Consider the following 18745-nt stretch of genomic DNA (forward strand, 5'->3'; position numbering starts at 1 on the left):
GTAGCTATCGTAAACGCAAAGAGCGCAACAATTCAGAACCTTAAAAACAAAAATGACAGATGCGTTTATGGATGCTGGTTGTGGTGAGTTTGCTGGCTGGCTGCGGGCTAACCGCAACAATGCAGCCGGTTGTTGGTTCGACTGATTCCCCGCCGAAACCGGGCCAAATCGTATGGGATAAGACTACCCTCCGGAAAGTGTCGACCGGCCCCGGCGTGCGCTACAGTGGCTACGCCCGACTGATTCAGTTGTACGACCAATCCTTGCTGGCTGTTTATGAAGCCGATGGAACGATTGTAGCCGTAAAAAGCACCGATGCTGGAACGAGCTGGTCGACCCCTGTGACCATAGCAGCCCGGCAGGAGGGTATCAATATGGCCGTGCCGGACGTGCTTGACTTAAACGACCACTCGATTCTGGTATGTTATAACCCCCGGCCTGCCAAAATTGATTCAGCCCGACACTTTGGCATCCGAACGCAGAAAAGCTACGATGGAGGCCATACCTGGCGCGATGAGCGTTTGCTTTATGAAGCCGGATTCCGGTTTGAGGACGGGTGCTGGGAACCGGCGGCTATTCAGTTGCCCACTGGTGAAATTCAGCTATTCTTTGCCAACGAGGGCATCTATCAAACCTCAACCGAACAGAATATTTCGTTGCTCCGCTCTGCCGATGGCGGGATGACCTGGACGAAAGACCCGGAAATTGTCAGCTTTCGGGCGGGTAGCCGCGATGGGATGCCGGTTCCCCTGCTGCTCAAAAACGGCCGTGATGTTGTCTTTGCCATCGAAGACAACGGCTTCCGAAATTTCAAGCCGTATCTTATTCGGTCGGCCCTCGCGCAGAAGTGGTCGCAGGTCGTGTCGGGAAACAGTCCTGATCGCTGGTACGCTCTTACTGAGCCAATTTCGGATAGTCTGTATGCCGGTGCGCCTTACCTGCGCCAACTGCCAACGGGCGAAACGCTGCTATCCTATCAGGGAACCGAAGGCCGGATCAACCGGATAGGCAACGCCGAAATGAAAGTCGTTATTGGCGATGAAAACGCCCGGAATTTTGGCCAGAAGAGCACTCCCTTTGAGATTCCAGCAAATAAGTCGGGGTTGTGGAACAGCCTGAGCGTACTGGCCGATTCGAGCATTGTCGCGCTCACCAGTACAAACGCGTATTCGACTACTGGCGCCGTTGAGGTCTGGATGATAAAAGGGCGTCTCATCCCCAAAAAATAATCCCGATAACGAAGATGGTTATCGGGATTAATGAAATACCGTTATTTTCTACAATAATACCATCCCCGCTCCGGCGGCCCGGTTCGGGATTGCAAACTATTCGTTTCTAAATACCTTCCTCACTTCCCCTTCAGGATTGTTCCGTACCGGCTCATATCTTTAAACAAGTCGAGAGCAGCTTTCATTTCGGGGTCGGTAGTGAACGACGCTTCTTTGAGACCTTTTTGCAGGTAATAATGCCCGGCAATTTCCTGTTCCAGCAGGGTTTTGAGCTCGGCCTTAAACGTATTCAGGTCGGCATCTTTGCTGTGCGACATCTTGGTCTTAAGCGACTTTAGCTGTTCCTGAATCTGGTCGAAATATTTTTCTTTCTTCGCTGATGCTTCGAGGGTGCCGAGGTCTTTTTCAACCTGCGTTGTGTAATCATACTCTTTGTCGTTGAGCCACTTGCCAAACTCCCCATATTCGGCCTCCGTCAGGCGAAACTCGCGGGCGGGCTTGATGCTCGCGTGCTCGTGCCGGTACTTCACCGCATAATCGAAAATCAAGCCTTTGTTGGTCAGACTCAGGGCGATAGGTGAGGGTGTCTGGGCTTCAACCACAACGTCGGGCAGAACCCCACCGCCATCATACACTACCCGCCCGGCTTTGGTTTTAAAGGCTGTTTTCAGCGAGTCAGGAATTTTACCGACGCTGCCATCGGGGTTGCGGTGGCTGTAGTCAATGGCCTGAATACAACGTCCGCTCGGGATGTAGTATTTCGCCGTAGTAATTTTCAGCTTGGTATTAAAGGACAATTCGCGGGTGGTTTGCACCAGCCCCTTGCCATACGTGCGCTGACCGACCAGAACGCCCCGGTCATAATCCTGAATCACCCCCGACACGATCTCGGCGGCTGAGGCACTGTGGCTGTTGGTCAGCACAATAATGGGCATATCGAGGTCTAAGGGAGGATTCATGGCCGTATAGGTCTTGTTCCACTCGGTCACTTTGCCCTTCGTCGTAACCACCTCCGAATCTTTGGGAATGAAAATATTGGAAATGTCGATGGCCATATTGAGCAGCCCACCGGGGTTCTCCCGAACGTCGAGAATGAGTTTTTTCATACCCTTGCCCTTCAGTTCCTGAAAGGCCGAACGCACCTCCCGTGAGGCTGTTGCCGTGAAGTCTTTCAGGTCGATATACCCAACGTCCTCCGAAACCATGCCGTAGTAGGGCACATTGGTCATTTTTACCACATCGCGAATAACGCTCAACTCAACGGGATCTTTCTGGCCATATCGCCGAACAGTCAGTTTTACGGCTGTATTATTCTGGCCTTTCAGCAACTTGCCGGGGTCAGCATCTTTGCGGGTGCGTATGTCGACGCCATCAATTTTTATGACTTCATCGCCGATTTGCAGCCCCGATTTTTCGGCGGGTGTGCCTTCATACACCATCAGCACAATGCTTTTGCTTTGCCGTTGGCCAATGAGCGCACCGATACCGTTGTACCGTCCGGTGGTCATGGTCATGTAATCCTCGATTTCGTCCTCCGCGAAGAAATTTGTGTAGGGGTCGAGCGCCTTCAGCATGGCGTCGATGCTGGTTTTAACCATGCGGTTCGGATTCACCTCATCTACGTAATATAGATTCAGCTCTTTGAACAGGGTAGCATAGATGTCGAGGTTCCGGGCGATTTCGAAAAAACGGTCATCGTTTTTAAACGAAAAGAACCCAATGCCACCCGCAATGAGGGCCGACGAGGCTAAGAGCGTAAAACGTTTCGTGAAGCGCATAGCGTTTTATTGAAGCATGTATAATGAAAAATGTATAATGTATAATGAAGAGTTGCCTGGAGCTTTTTCATTATACATTTTTCATCATACATTTTCCTATAGCTAATTTCATACCTTTTTCTATCTCTTCAAACGAAATTATCTGTTTGGCGGTATAAAGAAAGGCAATATAGGCGGGTGGCGCCTGTTCTGACCCAAATAAAGACTTATTAAGCCGATAAGCCTCCCGCACCCGTCTGCGAATTAAGTTACGGTCGACAGCCCGTTTAAAGGCTCGCTTGGGTACGGTAATGACGATGGCAGGCAGCGAAACGTTGCTTTCGGAACCAGGATTACTGTCGGGAGTGGGAAGATAGAGTACCCGAAATGGAAAAAGGTAGAACGTCCTGACGGCCTGACGCGGCCCGGTCGCACTACCTTTCTTAAATAATTCGGTGAGTATTTTTTTGCTGCAAAGACGCTCCGATTTCGTGAAGGTTAGCAGCATAACAGTTGATTAGTTGATCGGTTGATTAGTCAATGAGTCGCGTTAGCTACGGATTAACTAATTAACCAATCAACTAATTATACTTTAAACCGTTCGCCTTTTTTCTCGTCCGAAACGGTCAGTTTATGACGGCCTTTGGCACGACGGCGGGCCAGAACCTGACGGCCATTGGCAGAGGACATCCGCTCCCGGAAACCGTGTTTATTTTTCCGTTTACGATTCGATGGTTGAAACGTTCTTTTCATGATATATCTTGCCTAAAAACTCTTATTTTCCGAATGAGTCCGCAAAGATAGACGAATGTCGGCAGTTTACCAAGTCGTGGTTTATAAAATCGTTTTGTCGAATTTGCCGTTACGTTTGTGTCAATTACATTGTTTTTAAGTTATGGAGTATCGCCTGTCTGCCGACCGGAACGCCGGACCGTTAATTTCCCCGCATTATATCGCTGTTGAAGCCCGGCTCACCCACATTACCACGCCAGAGGTTGAGTTGCAGTTACCCGCCTGGCGACCGGGTCGGTATGAGCTGCAGCAATTTGCCAAAAATATTCAGCGATTCGAGGTAGTCGATGGAGCAGGACAACCGTTGCCGTTTCGGAAAATTACCAAAGACCGCTGGCGGGTGCAAACCAATGGCGGCACCGAACTAACCGCCCGCTACAACTATTACGCCCTGTTGCCCACACCAAACCAGCTTAATGCAGGCAGCAGTTTCGTGAGCGATACGCTGCTGTATGTCAACCCGGTTAACGTATGCCTATATGCCGACGGGCGAATTTCAGAACCCTGCACCCTGGAACTGGGCATTCCTGATGGCTGGACAATAGCCTGTGGACTGGAGAAAATTGGCGCAAAAATTCTGCGGGCAACCGATTTTTATGACTTAGTCGATTGCCCGGTTGTAGCCGCGCCCGTTCTGCAGCATGTTCACTATCAACTGGGCAAAACACTGTTTCACGTCTGGATTCAGGGTGGCCGCCGAACTGATGGCGACCCCACCTTCGATGCCGAACGAATCGTGCGTGACTTCAGCCGGTTTTCGCAAAAACAAATCGAGATCTACGGCGACTTTCCCGAACGGGACTATCACTTCCTGACGCTCATTTTGCCGGTACCCTATTATCATGGCGTGGAACACCGCAATTCGACGGTGCTGGTACTTGGCCCCAACGACGAAGGCGAGGGGTTGTATCAGGATTTGCTGGGGGTGTCGTCGCACGAGTTATTTCATGCCTGGAACATCATCCGCATTCGGCCTGTCGAGTTACTTCCCTACGATTTCACGCAGGAAAATTACTTCTCGACCTGCTTCGTGGCCGAGGGTGTGACGACCTATTACGGCGATTTGATGCTGCGGCAATCGGGTGTATTTACCGACGAGGCCTACCTGAAAGAATTGCAGGTGCTGTTCAAACGGCATTTCGAGAACAACGGGCGGGCCGTTCAGTCGCTCACCGAATCGTCGTGGGATTTGTGGCTCGACGGCTACGATAAGGGCGTGCCCGACCGCAAAGTATCCGTTTATCATAAAGGGGCAATTGTTGCCTTGATCCTGGATCTGCACATTCGCCGGCTGACCGACCACACCCGTTCGTTAGATGACGTCATGCGAACCATGTGGCAACGGTTTGGCAAGCCGTTCGTGGGCTATACGCTGGCCGATTATCGGCATGTAACCGAAACTATTGCGGGCGAATCGCTGGATTGGTATTACGACTTGTGTATTTTTGGCAATCAACCGCTCGAGACAAAACTCAATGAGTACTTAGCCTGGGTAGGTTTGCAGATTATTCACGAAGAACCATCCGTAACGACGGATCAGCCCGGCGGTATCCGGCTGCTGGAATTAGACGACGCCCGCCTTGATGGGCAGTTAAGCCGGCAGCAGCGCGCAAGGTGGTTTGGCGGTAAACTAACCGACCCGCCACACGAAGGCCATGACGAACTCGTGCCGGACCAGAAATTAGGGAAAAACGTAGTAGCAAAATAAAGACGGATTCACACGGACGTGTATGTCCGTGAACAGAGTTTTATCAATCGAGTAACCAATGAAGCATTCGCTCCTGTTATTTCTCCTGTTGCCCACCAGCCTGCTGGCCCAGACCCACCCCGAAAAACCCTGGATGCTGGGGCCGTTTCAGAAACTGAATGGGCAGAATCCGATTCTGAATGCGGATGCCAGCACGACCTTCGACTGCCCGGTTCGGAAACAAACGATTCGCTGGGAAGAGAAAGATGTGTATAACCCGACAACGGTGGTTCGTAATAACCAGGTGTATATGTTGTATCGGGCCGAAGATACCGTCCGGCGTGTGGGCGGAACGTCGCGGCTGGGGCTGGCAATCAGCAACGATGGAATTCACTTCAAACGGCTGCCTAAACCCGTTTTTTACCCCAACAACGATGCCATGAAAACCTACGAATGGGAAGGAGGCTGCGAAGACCCGCGCGTGGTGGAAAGTCCCAATGGCGTGTACGTGATGACCTACACCGCCTACGACGGCGACAAGGCCCGGCTTTGTATGGCTACCTCCCGAAATATGACGGACTGGCAGAAGCAGGGATTGGCGTTTGGTGATTTCGACAATGGAAAATACCGAAATAGCTGGTCAAAATCGGGGGCTATTGTCTGTAAACGCGTGGGTGATCGGTTTGTGGCGCAAAAAATAAACGGTAAATTCTGGATGTATTGGGGCGACCAACCCCAACTTCGCCTTGCTACTTCCGATGACCTGCTGCATTGGTCGCCCCTCGAAACCAGTGGCTCTGCCAGTGCCGGGAGTACGCCTACCGTTGCGGCTGAGTCGCGCAAGGGGAAGCACGATTCCCGACTGATTGAGCCCGGTCCGTTTGCCATGCTTACCAAAAAGGGTATCCTGCTGATTTATAACGGCATGAACGACGCCAAAAACGGGGACGAGACCCTGCCTAAAGATGCCTACGCCGGTGGCCAACTCCTGTTCGATGCCCAGGATCCGACCAAACTCATCGACCGTTCTGAAACCTACTTTATCAAGCCCGACCAGCCCTACGAAATTCAGGGACAGGTAAATCAGGTTGTTTTCCTGGAAGGTATGGTGCCGTTTCGGGGTAAGTGGTTTTTGTATTATGGCACGGCTGATTCAAAAATCGGCGTCGCTACGGCGAAGCAGTAACGTAAATCTTCCCTCATGCACCGGCGGCCCGGCCCAACCCTGTTTATGCAAACTTCCCGTTCTCAAACGCTGTCGTTCGACGAATACGTAAAACACGATGCAACAGCCTTAGCCGAACTGGTTCGCACGGGTGAGGTTACGCCCGATGAACTGCTCGAAACGGCTATTGCACGCGCCGAAGCCGTTAATCCGCAACTGAACGCCATCGTCACACCCCTGTATGACAAAGGCCGCGCTATGGCGAAACAGGTGCCGGAAGGTGGTCCATTTCGGGGCGTACCGTTTTTGCTGAAAGACCTGGAATATGAGTGGGCCGGAACGCCCATGAAATCGGGATCCAGAGGGTATCAGCACTATATCTCGGAGACGGACAGCGAGGTAATCAAACGCCTGAAAAGGGCTGGATTCGTTTTCTTCGGTAAAACCAACACGCCCGAGTTTGGCCTGACGCCCTACACGGAATCGACGCTTTACGGCCCGGCCCGAAATCCGTGGAAACCAACGCACTCGCCGGGCGGGTCGAGTGGTGGGTCGGCGGTGGCGGTGGCGGCTGGAATTGTTCCGGCAGCAACCGCTACGGATGGGGGCGGCTCTATCCGGATTCCGGCCTCGTGCTGTGGCCTGTTCGGGCTGAAACCCTCGCGGGGGCGTGTCACGCTTGGCCCGCGCTTTGGCGAGTTATGGAATGGGGCGGTGATTGGTCATGCCCTCACGCGCAGCGTTCGCGATAGTGCGGGTCTGCTCGATGTTATTGCCGGTGGTCCGACATATCGGCCGCTGGCGGGTGACCCGTATGGTATAGCGCCACCCGAACGCCCGTTTCGGAACGAAGTGGACCGGGAGCCGGGTAAGCTGCGGATTGCCTTCTCGACGCAGGCGCTCATGTCCGCCCAACCCGTTGATCCCGAATGTATTAAAGCCGTTCAGGAAACCGCCAGCCTGCTCGAACGGGTAGGGCATACGGTTGAAGAAGTTCCCTTGCCATACGAGAAAACAATCGTCACCGAAGCCTTTTTTCTGAATGTATTGAGCGAAACGGCGGGCGTACTTCGGGAGCTGGGCGATCACCTGGGCCGCCCCGTTCGGCGCACTGACGTCGAGTTGAATACCTGGGCGCAGGCCCGACTGTCCGAAGGTTTCTCGGCGGGCGATGTGGCTTATCAGAAACGCCGGTGGAATACGCTTAATCGCGCAATGGGTCAGCTTCATGAAACGTATGATGTGTTCCTGACCCCCACCTTACCGCGCCCGCCCATCCCCATCGGGACGTTTCAGAATAAGGCCTCCGAGCAGCGATTACTTAAATTGGTAGATTCCGTTGGCGGGTTGAAATACTTGAAAGGCAGTAAACTAATTGACGAACTGGCCGAACGGTCGCTGGCCTACATCTCCTTCACGGTCATTACGAACATGACCGGCCAGCCCTCAATGTCGGTGCCGCTGCATTGGTCTTCTGAGGGATTGCCCATCGGCGTGATGTTCGCGGCTAAACTCGGCGACGAAGCAACGTTGTTCCGGCTGGCGGGGCAGTTAGAGCAGGAACGGCCCTGGTTTGGGAAAATGGCGGCTTTGTAGAGACGGGCCGGGTCAGGTGGGTTGCCTCTCCTGTGTCTCAGCAAAAAAATCATCCGGTCGCGAGGTACAGGATCGGGGTACCAGCAATTCAGTATGGCCAGCGTCAAAACAGGCGTGAACAACGGCACCACAAGCCGTGGAAGCAATCGGGTTTGCCCGGAACGGGTTGGCGCTGGCAGGCCTGATAGGGATCAACAGGCAAAAAATACCCGTGCCCGATGAACTGACTCTTGTGGGTTTGATGAACCCGAAGCCTATGCGTTAGTTTACATCCTGCTGACCTGTTTTAAACAACCGCTGCGGTAAATGGGTCAGTTGACGCTTCGAGAGCCATAGAGACCCTGATGACTACGAATCGGATCACGCAGACTAATTTGGTGGCCACGTTAGTGGTCCAGGCCTCGACACAACCGACACACGCCAGACTGGCTGTATAGTTACCCTATGTCCCCTGCGGTACACACTCAGTAGGTCATGTTCCTAAGCGGCTCGTAGCACATCCGGATCCTGGACGACATGCATACCTATTTTCTCAAAAAGTGCCATCATCTGAGACTGGTTTATAGCCATACCCAATCCTTCCGGAGGTAGAGTAAGGGCTTCGGCGGGCAGGCCCCCGGCCATAATAATCTGCTCGAAACCAGCCGGCGTGTAGAAGTTGAGCAACGTGGCCGTCTTACTGTCAACCCGGAAGCTGTGAATCGTACTCCGGGGAATCCAGACGAAAGAGCCTTGTTTAGCCACGAATTGCTCACCACCCGCAACGTAAGTTATCTGCCCTTCGTTGACAAAAAAACCTTCATCCTGATCATGGTAATGAGGCCCAGGGCCAGACCCTTCGGGACATAATTGCCACATCAGCGAAAACGTTCCGTTGGTGGTAGCCCGTTCGGCCAGCACCACCCAGAGGATATCGACCATCCAATAAGGCTGGCCTTGTTGATAATTGAGTTCAAATGGTTTGCTTAGCATAATGATAGATAGGGATTAACCCTGTTTTTTCTGTTGAACAGGGTTTACCGCCGTGAGGCCAGCACCTCATGGGCAGTGGTCCAGGTCAAATCCGGGTAACGAGCGTTGTCTAATGGATCGTTCTGAACACTGAACATGCTGTAGAGGTACTGGCTCTGTTGCCAGCTCGAATAGAGTTGCTGTTCGCCCTCGGGGTGAGCCGCCCGTTCGCGCTTGATGTAAGCCAACAGTTCAGCCCGACTACCGAGCCGAGTTACTTCAAAGGGAGTTCCAGTAACTTGCTGAGCCACGGCAGCCAGTTCAGTAGGACTGATCTGGAAACTGGCCGTGCGAAGGAAGCGGGGCGTCGTTGGGTCGAGGGCTGCGGCTGCGGTAAAGGCGGCCGTGTTGTCCATCGTGGTGAAATCAATGCTCCAGTTGGCATCATCCCAGTAGCCCACTTGCCTGGTTTTAAAATTCAGCAGAGGCATGTCGTAGCTTAGCAGGTCGGCAAAGGCTCCGTTCAGTATTGAGGTGGCCTGAATGGGGGCGTTGTCCAGGTATGTCCTGAACTCCCGGCGCAGATCGAAATTGCGGTTGTCGCCCGCCCTGAGTTTGGTGAAGTCACTGGCAAAGTCCGACGGCATAAAGCGGGGCACGCCAGCCGCCACGGCCGCATCCAGCACGATTGACTGCGTGTCTACAATCACCTCGCGCAGACCCTGCACCGCCGATATGACGACAGCAGCACCGGCAAAAAGAGGAGACAGCTCCTGAACATCGGTCATCTCAGACTTGATAATCGTGACGCCTTTCTGGTTGAGTTCGTCGGTTTTAGCCGGGTCGCTGGTGGGCCGAACCAGGGCCCGCACATCGGCTCCTCTGTTCAGCAGGGCCGTAACAATTCGTCCGCCCAGATTGCCGGTTGCACCGACTACTACTATGGAGTTTTTCATATTTACTATGGGTACTGGGTAACCCGTTGCGTGAAGCGTTCAACCGCGTAACGATTCTCGCTCTGCCGATTGAACAGAACAAAGGTCATTCTATCAGTAAAGATAAAATAGCCTGAATAGAGTTAAAAATAGTCCGATCAGCCAAAGTATGCCAGTCGGCAGTTTGTCTTTTAGCGTTTGTTTAGCCAATATGTTTTATGATTTTTGACTTCGCGCCCAGTGAAGAGTTTGACTTTTTAGCCGCCTTCGCCCAACGGGCTGGTGCGAACCTGCACGACAACACGCTCACCTTACCCCCCTCGTTGGGAATCGGGTCGATTAGGCGCATCCGGCTGGTACCGAATTTCTCACTGCTGATTCATCAGTATGTGCTGACCCAGGAATTGATCCTAAGACGGACGGCTGCCGACAACACGGCGGACCGGGTGAATATACTGTTTCAACTACACACCGGGCCTGAGGGGCAATCTGGCCCTGACGACGTTGCGCCAACCGACCGACGAGCGGCCTATACGGTTCGCATCACCTCGCCGGATATTAACGCTGAGCTTCGCTTCCCCCCTGAACGCGCCATTTTTTTTACCGTACTCAGCATGACCCGTTCCGGCCTGCGCAACCTACTCCGGATCAACAACATGAACGGTGTGGTGGCGCAAATTCTGGTTGGCCAGCAAGGATTTCTGTTCTATGAAACCCTACATGCCGATGCACAGAAAATCCTGAAAACGCTCGCTGCGGTAAACACCCAACTGGAATTAGGTGAACTCAAAATCTGGATTCAGGTGCAGGAACTGATTTGCTGGTTATTCGACCGGTTACTGGCGCGGGAAACGCTAAAACACCGCCCCGTTCATCGGGTGGATGCCGACCAGTTGGCGCGGGTCAGAGCAGCGGTTGTGGCGGACTTGAGTGTTACCCCTCGGTTGCCTGAATTGGCCAGAATAGCAGGTATGAGCATTTCCAAGCTGACAGACCTCTACAGGCAGGTCTTTGGAGATAGCATTTACGACTACTTCCAGAAAGCCAGAATGGACGAAGCGGGCTATTTATTGACGCAGGCAGGCTATTCCGTTTCCGAAACGGGCCACCGGTTAGGGTTCAGCAATCTGAGCCACTTCAGCCGCTTATTCGAGAAGCACTATGGTATTACGCCCAAACGGTTCGCCATGGACCGCCAAGGCCGCTTCGTTCCTCAGTATGGTATTTAACAAAGGGCGAAGTAGACTTCTTTATTGGGAGAACTTAGGCTCGAAATTGTACCACCGTTCAAAGTTCTTTCTTCATGCATACGCTATCTGTATCTCCCAGATAAGCGCCATAACAATCAATCGATTGGTACCCACACTTTTGGTAGAGCGCAATCGCTTCCGGTTGTTTAATCGCCGTCTGTAAGATTGCTTTTGAGTGGCCTGTTTCTTTAGCCCACCGTTCTAATTCGGCTAAAAGTTGTTGAGCAACTCCAAGTTGTCTGGAGGATGGCTGAACATACATTCGTTTTATTTCAACCACATTGGGTGGCTCAACAACTTTGAAGCAAGCACACCCCACCGGTTCATCCCGATTGAAGGCAACGACAACACTCGCTCCCTCCAATCCTTTGTTATGAACATCATATTGACTTTGTTTAGGCCCATACCGCTTTAGTAAGTCCTGATCCAATTCGGCAATGAGCGAACTAAACATAACATCGGTAGGTGAACTCCTTCGTATAGAAATCATAGCACAAAATCTAGTGTATACGTACTGTGGCTGTTAACCCGACTGCCAAATCAGTGACTCCACTACAAACCCCTAAACTCACTCACTATAATCTAACTCTTTCCCAAACGTCTCTTCCATAGTCGCCAGCGACCAGAAGCCGAGCGCGAAGCAAATGAGCGCGACAATGGTCGCTGCTTCAATGACTCCCAATGTCGACTTCATGGCCTGAAATGCCGGGATGGTGAGCAGCGTAGTGGCCCGAACATTGTTGGCAACGGAGGTGGTGGCCGTCGCGCGGAGGTTGGTGCCGAAACTCTCAGCCGTGATAGTTAGAAACATGGCGATGTAGCCGATACCAAAACCTAAAGCCAGACACAGGGCGTAGAATGTACTGGCCGACGTAATGCCGCCGAACAGATAAACAGCGACGAGGATAAGCGTCAGGCTCATCATCAGGCCGATGGCTTTCCGGCGCGACCGCAGTTGCTGGCTGAGAATCCCGCTGAACAAATCGCCTATAACGGTGCCGACATACGTAAACATCACACATCGGCCCGGCTGGATGGGTTCAGCGATGCCGATGGCTTTGCCAAACTCATTCCCAAACGTGGCCAGAATGCCAATCACTAAATACGTTGGAATGGCAATGCCCATGCACCGGAGATAGCGCAGGATTTGCTCCCGGCCTCGAAACAACGCCCAGAAATCTCCCCGCCTGACACCGGTTTCCTGCACACGTTTGAACATGCCCGATTCCAGCACGCTCACCCGCAGCAGCAGCAGGCCCAGGCCCAGGCCACCCCCAATAAAATAGGTCGTGCGCCAGTCGAACAGGGTAACGGTGAAGTAGGCAACTACAGCGCCCAGTAGCCCTACACTGGCCACCAACGATGACCCGTAGCCCCGCAACTGGGGTGGTAAAATTTCGCTCACGAGCGTGATACCCGCGCCCAGTTCGCCCGCCAGGCCCAGCCCCGCCACAAACCGCAACCCGGCATAAAGTTGCGGGTCCTGCACGAAACCACAGGCCAGGTTGGCTAAGGAGTAGGTAATGATACTGCCGAACAGCACCGACAGCCGTCCGCGTTTATCGCCCAGAATTCCCCAGAGAATTCCCCCCAGCAATAAGCCAGCCTGCTGGAAATTTAGAATTCGGCCACCCACCAGCGAAATGTCGGCTTCGGAGAGGCCGAGGTCTTTTAAACTGGGTACCCGGACAATGTTGAACAGCAGCAGGTCATATACGTCCACAAAATAGCCCAGCGCAGCCACAATGACCGGCAAGGCAAAAAGAGGGCGGAGGGAAATTGACGATGGGGAAGTGGGGGACATAAAGGGAAGGTAAATGAATTGGTGCCAATAACGCAAAAAACGCCGGAAGAGAAAGTTGCGTGTGCAGTCGTTCTTCCGGCGTTTTCAATTGACCTGGTTTCTACCAGAGCCGAACATACAGGACGGTGATCAGTAACAGAATAATGACGGTCAGGGCTGTTGCCGCTGGCTGTAAACGGAACATGCTGGCATCAATAGCAAACGCTTTGGGGTTAATGGCTGGCCCTACCAGGCTCATGACGGCCATCAGCAACACGGTAAAGACAAACGACCAGCCCATGCAAATCAGGAATGGAATTTCGTAACCACCGTTTCCGTTGGGGTAGGCCGTATAGAGTAGGGTTTCGTGGCCAAATAAACCGGGGGCGTAGTTATTGAAGAGAACAGCTAAGCCAAAACCGCCCAGTATCCCTGCCACTGCAGCCGCGCCCGTGGTACGCTTCCAGAAGAAACCCAGAATAAACACAGCAAAAATGCCGGGACTTAGATAACCCGTATATTTCTGAATAAACGTAAAACCACCTTCGCGGCCAATGCCCAGCGCGTCCTGCCAGGTCAGGGCGATGGACAGCAGCATGGCTAAGAAAATAGTGATGCGGCCTACCCACACCAATTGGGTTTGCGTGGCGTCTTTTTTAATGTATTTATGGTAGATATCAAGCGTGAAAATTGTTGAAATGGAGTTGGCTTTTCCGGCCAGCGACGCCACAATAGCGGCCGTCAGGGCGGCCATCGACAACCCCTTCAGGCCATTGGGCAGGAAGGTTAAAATGGCTGAATAGGCATTATCGGCGAGGAGTTTACCCCCCGGCGCCATTTCGCTCTGGAGACTGCCGTTTTTATAGAGCACGTAAGCCGCAATACCGGGCAGCATTACAATGAGCGGCATGAAGATCTTGAGCAGGGCGGCAAAAAGAATACCGGTCCGGGCGGTTTTCAGGTCGGCCCCCAGTGCACGCTGGGTGATGTATTGGTTGCAACCCCAGTAGTTCAGGTTCACAATCCAGATACCGGCAAAATACATTGCTATGCCTGGCAGGGTCAGGTATTTGTTAATATCGACCTGCGAGGTATTGGGGCCGGGCTTTTCAAAAATCATGTGGAAATGGTCATCGGCATCGGTCATCATCGCTGAGAAGCCAGCGATAACATCGTTGCCAAGACCAAATTTCTGGCTAACTAAGGTGAGCGCAATGTAGGTGGTGACCAGCCCGCCAATGATGAGTACGGCCACCTGAATAACATCCGTATAGCCAATAACTTTCATTCCACCCAGGGTAATAATAATGGCAAAAACGCTGAGGCCGATAACAATGGGGTGAAATGAGGCAGGCCCTACTAAGGTACTGATTGCCAGAGCACCCAGGAACAGAATAGAGGTCAGGTTGACGAATACATACAGAAACAGCCAGAAGATGGCCATAATCAGGCTGACCGTTTCGTTATACCGCGTTTTCAAAAACTGCGGCATGGTATAAATGTGGTTTTTGAGGTAGATGGGCATGAACCAGACAGCCACAATAATGAGCGCCAGGGCGGCAAACCACTCATATACCGCCACGGCTACCCCAAACGTGAAGCCATTGCCCGACATACCAATGAACTGCTCCGCCGAAATATTTGAGGCAATCATGGATGCACCAATGGCCCACCAGGTCAGCGAACCTTCGGCCAGAAAGAAGTCTTTCGTATCGAGTTTGGTTTTCTGCTTTTGTTTGTAAATCCAGTACCCATAGGACGAGACACCAATGAAATACAGAAGAAAAATAATGTAATCGGTTTGGTTAAGTTGGTTCATCGGGCGATTAGGAAAATAGTGTTTGAAATTACTCCGTAAAGAAAAGCGATAATTTCATTAAAATATCCCTGTGGCTCTTTAAAAAACAATGTTTCGCCAATTTAATGCCATTAAAAAGAAAAGGCACGAAGCGAACTCCGTGCCGGGTGAAATCAAGGGAAGAAGGTGGTTTTATTTTATGGCAATTACCCGCGCCGGTGTCGGTGATTCGACGATAGGTGTTGCCAGTTTAAAGGTGCGCTCTTCTTTCTGGCTACCCGCATAGACACGAAACGTGTAGATGCCATCGCCAAGCTGACTCATGTCGAATTGCTGGCGATACGCATTGCGTTTACTGGCTTTTTTGGGGAGTGTTTCAGTAAATAAACAATCACCTTTTTCATTGACGAGTTCAAGCCGGATTTTCTCATCAGGCTGGTATTTCTCTAAGCAGAGCCAGAGTTTGGTGGGATCGAGCGCCGGAAACATAGTGAACGCGAACACTTTGGTCTGCGAGTGATCGTCATCGGCAAGAGCAGGTGATGATACCGTTACGGAGAGGGCCAGAAGGGCACCAGCGAGTAGTTTGATGGACGTTTTCATTGAGTGAACAAGGATTAAAATAGAACCTTTAGCTATCACCCCAATGATGCTGTTGACCAAACCGAACGCGGACGTTCCTGAACAGCGGTTTAACTTACTGATGAGCGGTTAGTTGTCATTCTACGAAGTCCAGCTCCTTGCCAAACGTCTCGTCCATGCGGCTGAGCGACCAAAACGACAACCCATACACAACGGCACCCAGCAGGCCAGCGGCCACTAAAGCGCCCACCGAAGGCTTCAACGCCTGGAATAACAGCGTCATCGGGATGAGGGTACCCCGCACTACGCTTGGCACCGACGTTGTAGCCGTATTGCGAAGGTTGGTGCCGTAGAGTTCGGCCACCATTGTGAGGTACATGGCAACATACCCCGTGCAGAAACCCGCCAGCAGGCAGATGGTGTACAGCCCACTGGCCGTATGAATGCCGCCGAAGAGATAAACGCTGCTTAGCAGCGCACTAAACAGCAACAAGCCGGTAATGGCTTTCAGGCGGGAGCGCAGCCAGTGGCTCAGGGGGCCACTGAGCAAATCGCCCCCGGCCAGACCTACATAGATCATCATCACACAGCGACCTGGCTTCACAATTTCGGCAATACCCAGCGCCTGTCCGAACTCGTTGGCAAACGTAGCCAGAATGCCCACCACGAACCAGGTCGGAATGCCCACCGACACGCAGCGCAGGTATTTGATGGCTTGCGGCCAGCTACTGAAAAACTGTAGAAAGTTACCCCGGCTGACCCCTTTATGCTCCGTCTGCATTCGGCTGAACAGGCCCGATTCAAACACACTGACCCGCAGCAGCAACAGTGCCAGCCCCATGCCACCGCCCACCCAGAATGCCGTTCGCCAGTTAAAATATTCGACGGTGAGGTACGCTACGCCCGCACCGAGGTAGCCAATGCCTGCCACCATCGACGAGCCGTAACTTCGGATTTCTTTCGGCAGAATTTCGGAGACGAGTACGATGGCGGCCCCAATTTCGCCTGATAGCCCTACCCCGGCCACAAATCGCAGCAAAGCGTAGGTGTTCACATCCTGCACGAATCCGCAGGCAATGTTGGTGAGTGAATAGGTGATGATACTGCCAAACAACACCGCCATGCGCCCGCGTTTGTCGCCCAGCACACCCCACAGAAATCCGCCCAGCACCAGCCCGGCCTGCTGGCAGTTTAGAATAAAGGTGCCTGCTGTTGATACGTCAGTTTCCGACAGACCCAGCGATTGCAGGCTGGGTACCCGCACGATGCTGAAAATAAGCATGTCATACACGTCCACAAAAAAGCCCAGCGCCGACACAATAACCGGCAAGGCAAACAGGGGCCGGAACGATACGCGGGAAACTAATGGGCTTTGAATCATGCTTCTTTATTTGAAAAGCAAATCACCTGTCAGCATATCATGCACAATTATTCCTGCATTTGTATATCTATCCCAACCGTGTACATGAGGATTTTGCTTGCTATAGGCAGTTAGCTTATCATGTTCAATTTTAGAAACTATACAATGAGTAGTATGACTAATTATTTCCTCTGTCTCAATAATTTCATTGTTTAGAAGTCTTTCTACCAGTTTGCTTAATTCAAAAACATGTTCTCTCTGAATGGGAACGCCAAGTTGGTTAATCACTTCAGATGACCTATATCTACCTAAGAAATCGCCTGAATAGTATGTGATGTGCCAAAGTGCCTCTTTGAGCATTCTGCTTTTCAACGAGCGATTAATGTTCAGAGCTTGTAGTGCTCTAACTACCTTTATGACATCCTCAAACCTTTCGTCAAGCTTCTCTTTGGCCGAAAATAATTTAGTATGAGTTTTCTTAGAAACAAAAGGCATAATCAGAAAGCTGTTTAGGATTATTAGAATGACTTCTGGCGCGTCATGCCTAAATCCTTAAAGATTAACTCCTAAACGGGGGTACTATTCTTCCAGATAATCTAAATCCTTGCCATGTGTTTCGGGCACGGTCAGGATGGAGTAGAAGCCGAGTACAAAACAAATCAGGCCCACGGCGGCTCCGGCATTGATGATATTCAGTGACGGTTTTAGATAGGCATACAGGTTTGTCATCAGAATAACCGTGCCGCGCACCATGTTGGGAATGGTGGTGGCAGCCGTAGCGCGGAGATTGGTGCCAAATTGCTCGGCGCCGATGGTCACAAACATGGCCCAATAACCGATGCCAACCCCCATCGCTAAGCAGAGGCCATACAACGCTGTTGCGCTTTTAATCCCGAAATACAGATAAACCAGCCCAAACGCGAGGGCAATTGCCATGAGCAGGGCCACCGCTTTCTTACGGGATTCCATCGCCTGACTGATGAAGCCACTGGCCAGGTCGCCCACGGCCAGTCCAACATAACACCACATGATGGCCAGCCCCGGCTGAATTTCTTCGGCAAGGCCCAGGGCTTTGCCAAACTCGTTGCTGAACGTAGCCAGAATGCCAATGACAAACCAGGTCGGCAGGCCGATACCAATGCATTTGATATAGCGGCTGAAGCGTTCGGCGTTGGTGAAGAAGGATAGAAAATCACCCCGATTGACGTGCTTATCGGCGGAGATATTTTTGAACATGCCCGATTCAACCACGCCCACCCGCAACAGGAGCAGCCCGAAGCCTAAGCCGCCCCCCATAAAGAAAGCCATTTGCCAATCGAACAGTTTAACGGTGAAATAAGCCACAACAGCTCCGAAAAGCCCAATGCCTGCTACCAGCGAGGTACCAATTGCCCGTTTCTCTTTGGGGAGAACTTCGCTCACGAGCGTGATGCCTGCGCCCAACTCGCCCGCCAGCCCAATGCCCGCAATGAACCGCATCAGGGCGTAATAAACAGTCGGGTCCATGAACGTAACGTTCTTCACGAACCCACAGGCAACGTTGGCAATCGAATAGGTGATGATGGAGCCGAAAAGCACCGATAGCCGCCCTTTTTTATCGCCCAGAACACCCCACACTATTCCGCCCAGCAACAGGCCACCCATCTGCCAGTTCAGGATGTTGGCGCCTACAGTCGAAATCTGGTCGGGGGTAAGGCCGAGGTCCTTGAGGCTCGGCACGCGAACGATGCCGAAGAGCAATAAATCGTAAATGTCAACAAAATAGCCTAACGCAGCAACAATAACGGGCAGACTAAACAACCCTGGATTCTGCGACTGACGAGTGGAGGAAACAGTTGGAACAGCCATGCGGCAACAAAC

17 protein-coding genes are annotated in these 18745 nt (G+C 52.1%); 5 read left to right on the plus strand and 12 right to left on the minus strand.

The features are described from left to right. Positions 1 to 59 precede the first annotated feature (59 nt). Entirely contained in the window at positions 60 to 1229 is a 1170-nt protein-coding gene (locus ACYVI1_RS15730; protein WP_460911570.1) for an exo-alpha-sialidase, read from the plus strand. Between the two features lie 119 nt (positions 1230 to 1348). On the opposite strand, the gene ACYVI1_RS15735 is transcribed toward ACYVI1_RS15730, so the two are convergent. From ACYVI1_RS15735 to rpmH, 3 genes are all read right to left on the minus strand, one after another. Further along, positions 1349 to 3007 (minus strand): S41 family peptidase, encoded by a 1659-nt coding sequence (locus ACYVI1_RS15735; RefSeq protein ID WP_460911571.1) that lies wholly within the window; start codon positions 3005 to 3007, stop codon positions 1349 to 1351. 70 nt (positions 3008 to 3077) lie between these two features. Then, entirely contained in the window at positions 3078 to 3494 is a 417-nt protein-coding gene (locus ACYVI1_RS15740; RefSeq protein WP_460911573.1) for a ribonuclease P protein component, read from the minus strand. A gap of 77 nt (positions 3495 to 3571) precedes the next feature. Then, positions 3572 to 3739 (minus strand): 50S ribosomal protein L34, encoded by a 168-nt coding sequence (gene rpmH, locus ACYVI1_RS15745; protein WP_460911574.1) that lies wholly within the window; start codon positions 3737 to 3739, stop codon positions 3572 to 3574. A 142-nt stretch (positions 3740 to 3881) separates the two neighbouring features. Between rpmH and ACYVI1_RS15750 the strand changes: the two genes are divergently transcribed. The 3 genes from ACYVI1_RS15750 to ACYVI1_RS15760 are packed head-to-tail and all read left to right on the plus strand — an operon-like array spanning position 3882 to position 8226. Further along, positions 3882 to 5486, plus strand: a complete 1605-nt coding sequence (locus ACYVI1_RS15750; protein ID WP_460911575.1) for a M61 family metallopeptidase — start codon at positions 3882 to 3884, stop codon at positions 5484 to 5486. A 58-nt stretch (positions 5487 to 5544) separates the two neighbouring features. Then, on the plus strand, positions 5545 to 6651 hold the full coding sequence (locus ACYVI1_RS15755) for a glycoside hydrolase family 130 protein (RefSeq protein WP_460911576.1): 1107 nt from the start codon (positions 5545 to 5547) through the stop codon (positions 6649 to 6651). A gap of 45 nt (positions 6652 to 6696) precedes the next feature. Further along, positions 6697 to 8226, plus strand: a complete 1530-nt coding sequence (locus tag ACYVI1_RS15760) for an amidase (protein ID WP_460911577.1) — start codon at positions 6697 to 6699, stop codon at positions 8224 to 8226. A gap of 480 nt (positions 8227 to 8706) precedes the next feature. On the opposite strand, the gene ACYVI1_RS15765 is transcribed toward ACYVI1_RS15760, so the two are convergent. Both ACYVI1_RS15765 and ACYVI1_RS15770 read right to left on the minus strand, forming a co-directional pair. Then, on the minus strand, positions 8707 to 9198 hold the full coding sequence (locus tag ACYVI1_RS15765) for a cupin domain-containing protein (RefSeq protein ID WP_460911578.1): 492 nt from the start codon (positions 9196 to 9198) through the stop codon (positions 8707 to 8709). A gap of 44 nt (positions 9199 to 9242) precedes the next feature. Beyond that, positions 9243 to 10133 (minus strand): NmrA family NAD(P)-binding protein, encoded by an 891-nt coding sequence (locus ACYVI1_RS15770; protein ID WP_460911580.1) that lies wholly within the window; start codon positions 10131 to 10133, stop codon positions 9243 to 9245. A 197-nt stretch (positions 10134 to 10330) separates the two neighbouring features. On the opposite strand from ACYVI1_RS15770, the gene ACYVI1_RS15775 reads away from it, so the two are divergent. Then, on the plus strand, positions 10331 to 11341 hold the full coding sequence (locus ACYVI1_RS15775; RefSeq protein WP_460911581.1) for a helix-turn-helix domain-containing protein: 1011 nt from the start codon (positions 10331 to 10333) through the stop codon (positions 11339 to 11341). 58 nt (positions 11342 to 11399) lie between these two features. On the opposite strand, the gene ACYVI1_RS15780 is transcribed toward ACYVI1_RS15775, so the two are convergent. The 7 genes from ACYVI1_RS15780 to ACYVI1_RS15810 all read right to left on the minus strand — a co-directional run bounded on the left by ACYVI1_RS15780 (position 11400) and on the right by ACYVI1_RS15810 (position 18733). After that, positions 11400 to 11816 carry a GNAT family N-acetyltransferase gene (locus ACYVI1_RS15780; protein WP_460911582.1) on the minus strand — a complete coding sequence of 139 codons (417 nt, stop codon included), beginning with the start codon at positions 11814 to 11816 and terminating at the stop codon, positions 11400 to 11402. A 114-nt stretch (positions 11817 to 11930) separates the two neighbouring features. Further along, complete coding sequence (locus tag ACYVI1_RS15785) at positions 11931 to 13166, minus strand: MFS transporter (protein WP_460911583.1); 1236 nt, start codon at positions 13164 to 13166, stop codon at positions 11931 to 11933. A gap of 100 nt (positions 13167 to 13266) precedes the next feature. Next, on the minus strand, positions 13267 to 14964 hold the full coding sequence (locus ACYVI1_RS15790; protein WP_460911584.1) for a sodium:solute symporter family transporter: 1698 nt from the start codon (positions 14962 to 14964) through the stop codon (positions 13267 to 13269). Between the two features lie 171 nt (positions 14965 to 15135). Then, positions 15136 to 15546, minus strand: coding sequence for a hypothetical protein (locus ACYVI1_RS15795; protein WP_460911586.1), 411 nt, complete (start codon positions 15544 to 15546; stop codon positions 15136 to 15138). Between the two features lie 115 nt (positions 15547 to 15661). Then, entirely contained in the window at positions 15662 to 16906 is a 1245-nt protein-coding gene (locus ACYVI1_RS15800) for an MFS transporter (protein ID WP_460911587.1), read from the minus strand. A 6-nt stretch (positions 16907 to 16912) separates the two neighbouring features. Then, entirely contained in the window at positions 16913 to 17380 is a 468-nt protein-coding gene (locus ACYVI1_RS15805) for a hypothetical protein (protein ID WP_460911588.1), read from the minus strand. 84 nt (positions 17381 to 17464) lie between these two features. Continuing rightward, positions 17465 to 18733, minus strand: a complete 1269-nt coding sequence (locus ACYVI1_RS15810) for an MFS transporter (protein WP_460911589.1) — start codon at positions 18731 to 18733, stop codon at positions 17465 to 17467. Positions 18734 to 18745: the final 12 nt, after the last annotated feature.

It is taken from the genome of Spirosoma areae (assembly GCF_054781775.1).

Excerpts from the sequence above, each read along its gene's own strand:
- ACYVI1_RS15730 (WP_460911570.1), top strand. The coding sequence starts at position 60 with ATGCGTTTATGGATGCTGGTTGTGGTGAGTTTGCTGGCTGGCTGCGGG.
- ACYVI1_RS15735 (WP_460911571.1), bottom strand. The coding sequence starts at position 3,007 with ATGCGCTTCACGAAACGTTTTACGCTCTTAGCCTCGTCGGCCCTCATT.
- ACYVI1_RS15740 (WP_460911573.1), bottom strand. The coding sequence starts at position 3,494 with ATGCTGCTAACCTTCACGAAATCGGAGCGTCTTTGCAGCAAAAAAATA.
- rpmH (WP_460911574.1), bottom strand. The coding sequence starts at position 3,739 with ATGAAAAGAACGTTTCAACCATCGAATCGTAAACGGAAAAATAAACAC.
- ACYVI1_RS15750 (WP_460911575.1), top strand. The coding sequence starts at position 3,882 with ATGGAGTATCGCCTGTCTGCCGACCGGAACGCCGGACCGTTAATTTCC.
- ACYVI1_RS15755 (WP_460911576.1), top strand. The coding sequence starts at position 5,545 with ATGAAGCATTCGCTCCTGTTATTTCTCCTGTTGCCCACCAGCCTGCTG.
- ACYVI1_RS15760 (WP_460911577.1), top strand. The coding sequence starts at position 6,697 with ATGCAAACTTCCCGTTCTCAAACGCTGTCGTTCGACGAATACGTAAAA.
- ACYVI1_RS15765 (WP_460911578.1), bottom strand. The coding sequence starts at position 9,198 with ATGCTAAGCAAACCATTTGAACTCAATTATCAACAAGGCCAGCCTTAT.
- ACYVI1_RS15770 (WP_460911580.1), bottom strand. The coding sequence starts at position 10,133 with ATGAAAAACTCCATAGTAGTAGTCGGTGCAACCGGCAATCTGGGCGGA.
- ACYVI1_RS15775 (WP_460911581.1), top strand. The coding sequence starts at position 10,331 with ATGATTTTTGACTTCGCGCCCAGTGAAGAGTTTGACTTTTTAGCCGCC.
- ACYVI1_RS15780 (WP_460911582.1), bottom strand. The coding sequence starts at position 11,816 with ATGTTTAGTTCGCTCATTGCCGAATTGGATCAGGACTTACTAAAGCGG.
- ACYVI1_RS15785 (WP_460911583.1), bottom strand. The coding sequence starts at position 13,166 with ATGTCCCCCACTTCCCCATCGTCAATTTCCCTCCGCCCTCTTTTTGCC.
- ACYVI1_RS15790 (WP_460911584.1), bottom strand. The coding sequence starts at position 14,964 with ATGAACCAACTTAACCAAACCGATTACATTATTTTTCTTCTGTATTTC.
- ACYVI1_RS15795 (WP_460911586.1), bottom strand. The coding sequence starts at position 15,546 with ATGAAAACGTCCATCAAACTACTCGCTGGTGCCCTTCTGGCCCTCTCC.
- ACYVI1_RS15800 (WP_460911587.1), bottom strand. The coding sequence starts at position 16,906 with ATGATTCAAAGCCCATTAGTTTCCCGCGTATCGTTCCGGCCCCTGTTT.
- ACYVI1_RS15805 (WP_460911588.1), bottom strand. The coding sequence starts at position 17,380 with ATGCCTTTTGTTTCTAAGAAAACTCATACTAAATTATTTTCGGCCAAA.
- ACYVI1_RS15810 (WP_460911589.1), bottom strand. The coding sequence starts at position 18,733 with ATGGCTGTTCCAACTGTTTCCTCCACTCGTCAGTCGCAGAATCCAGGG.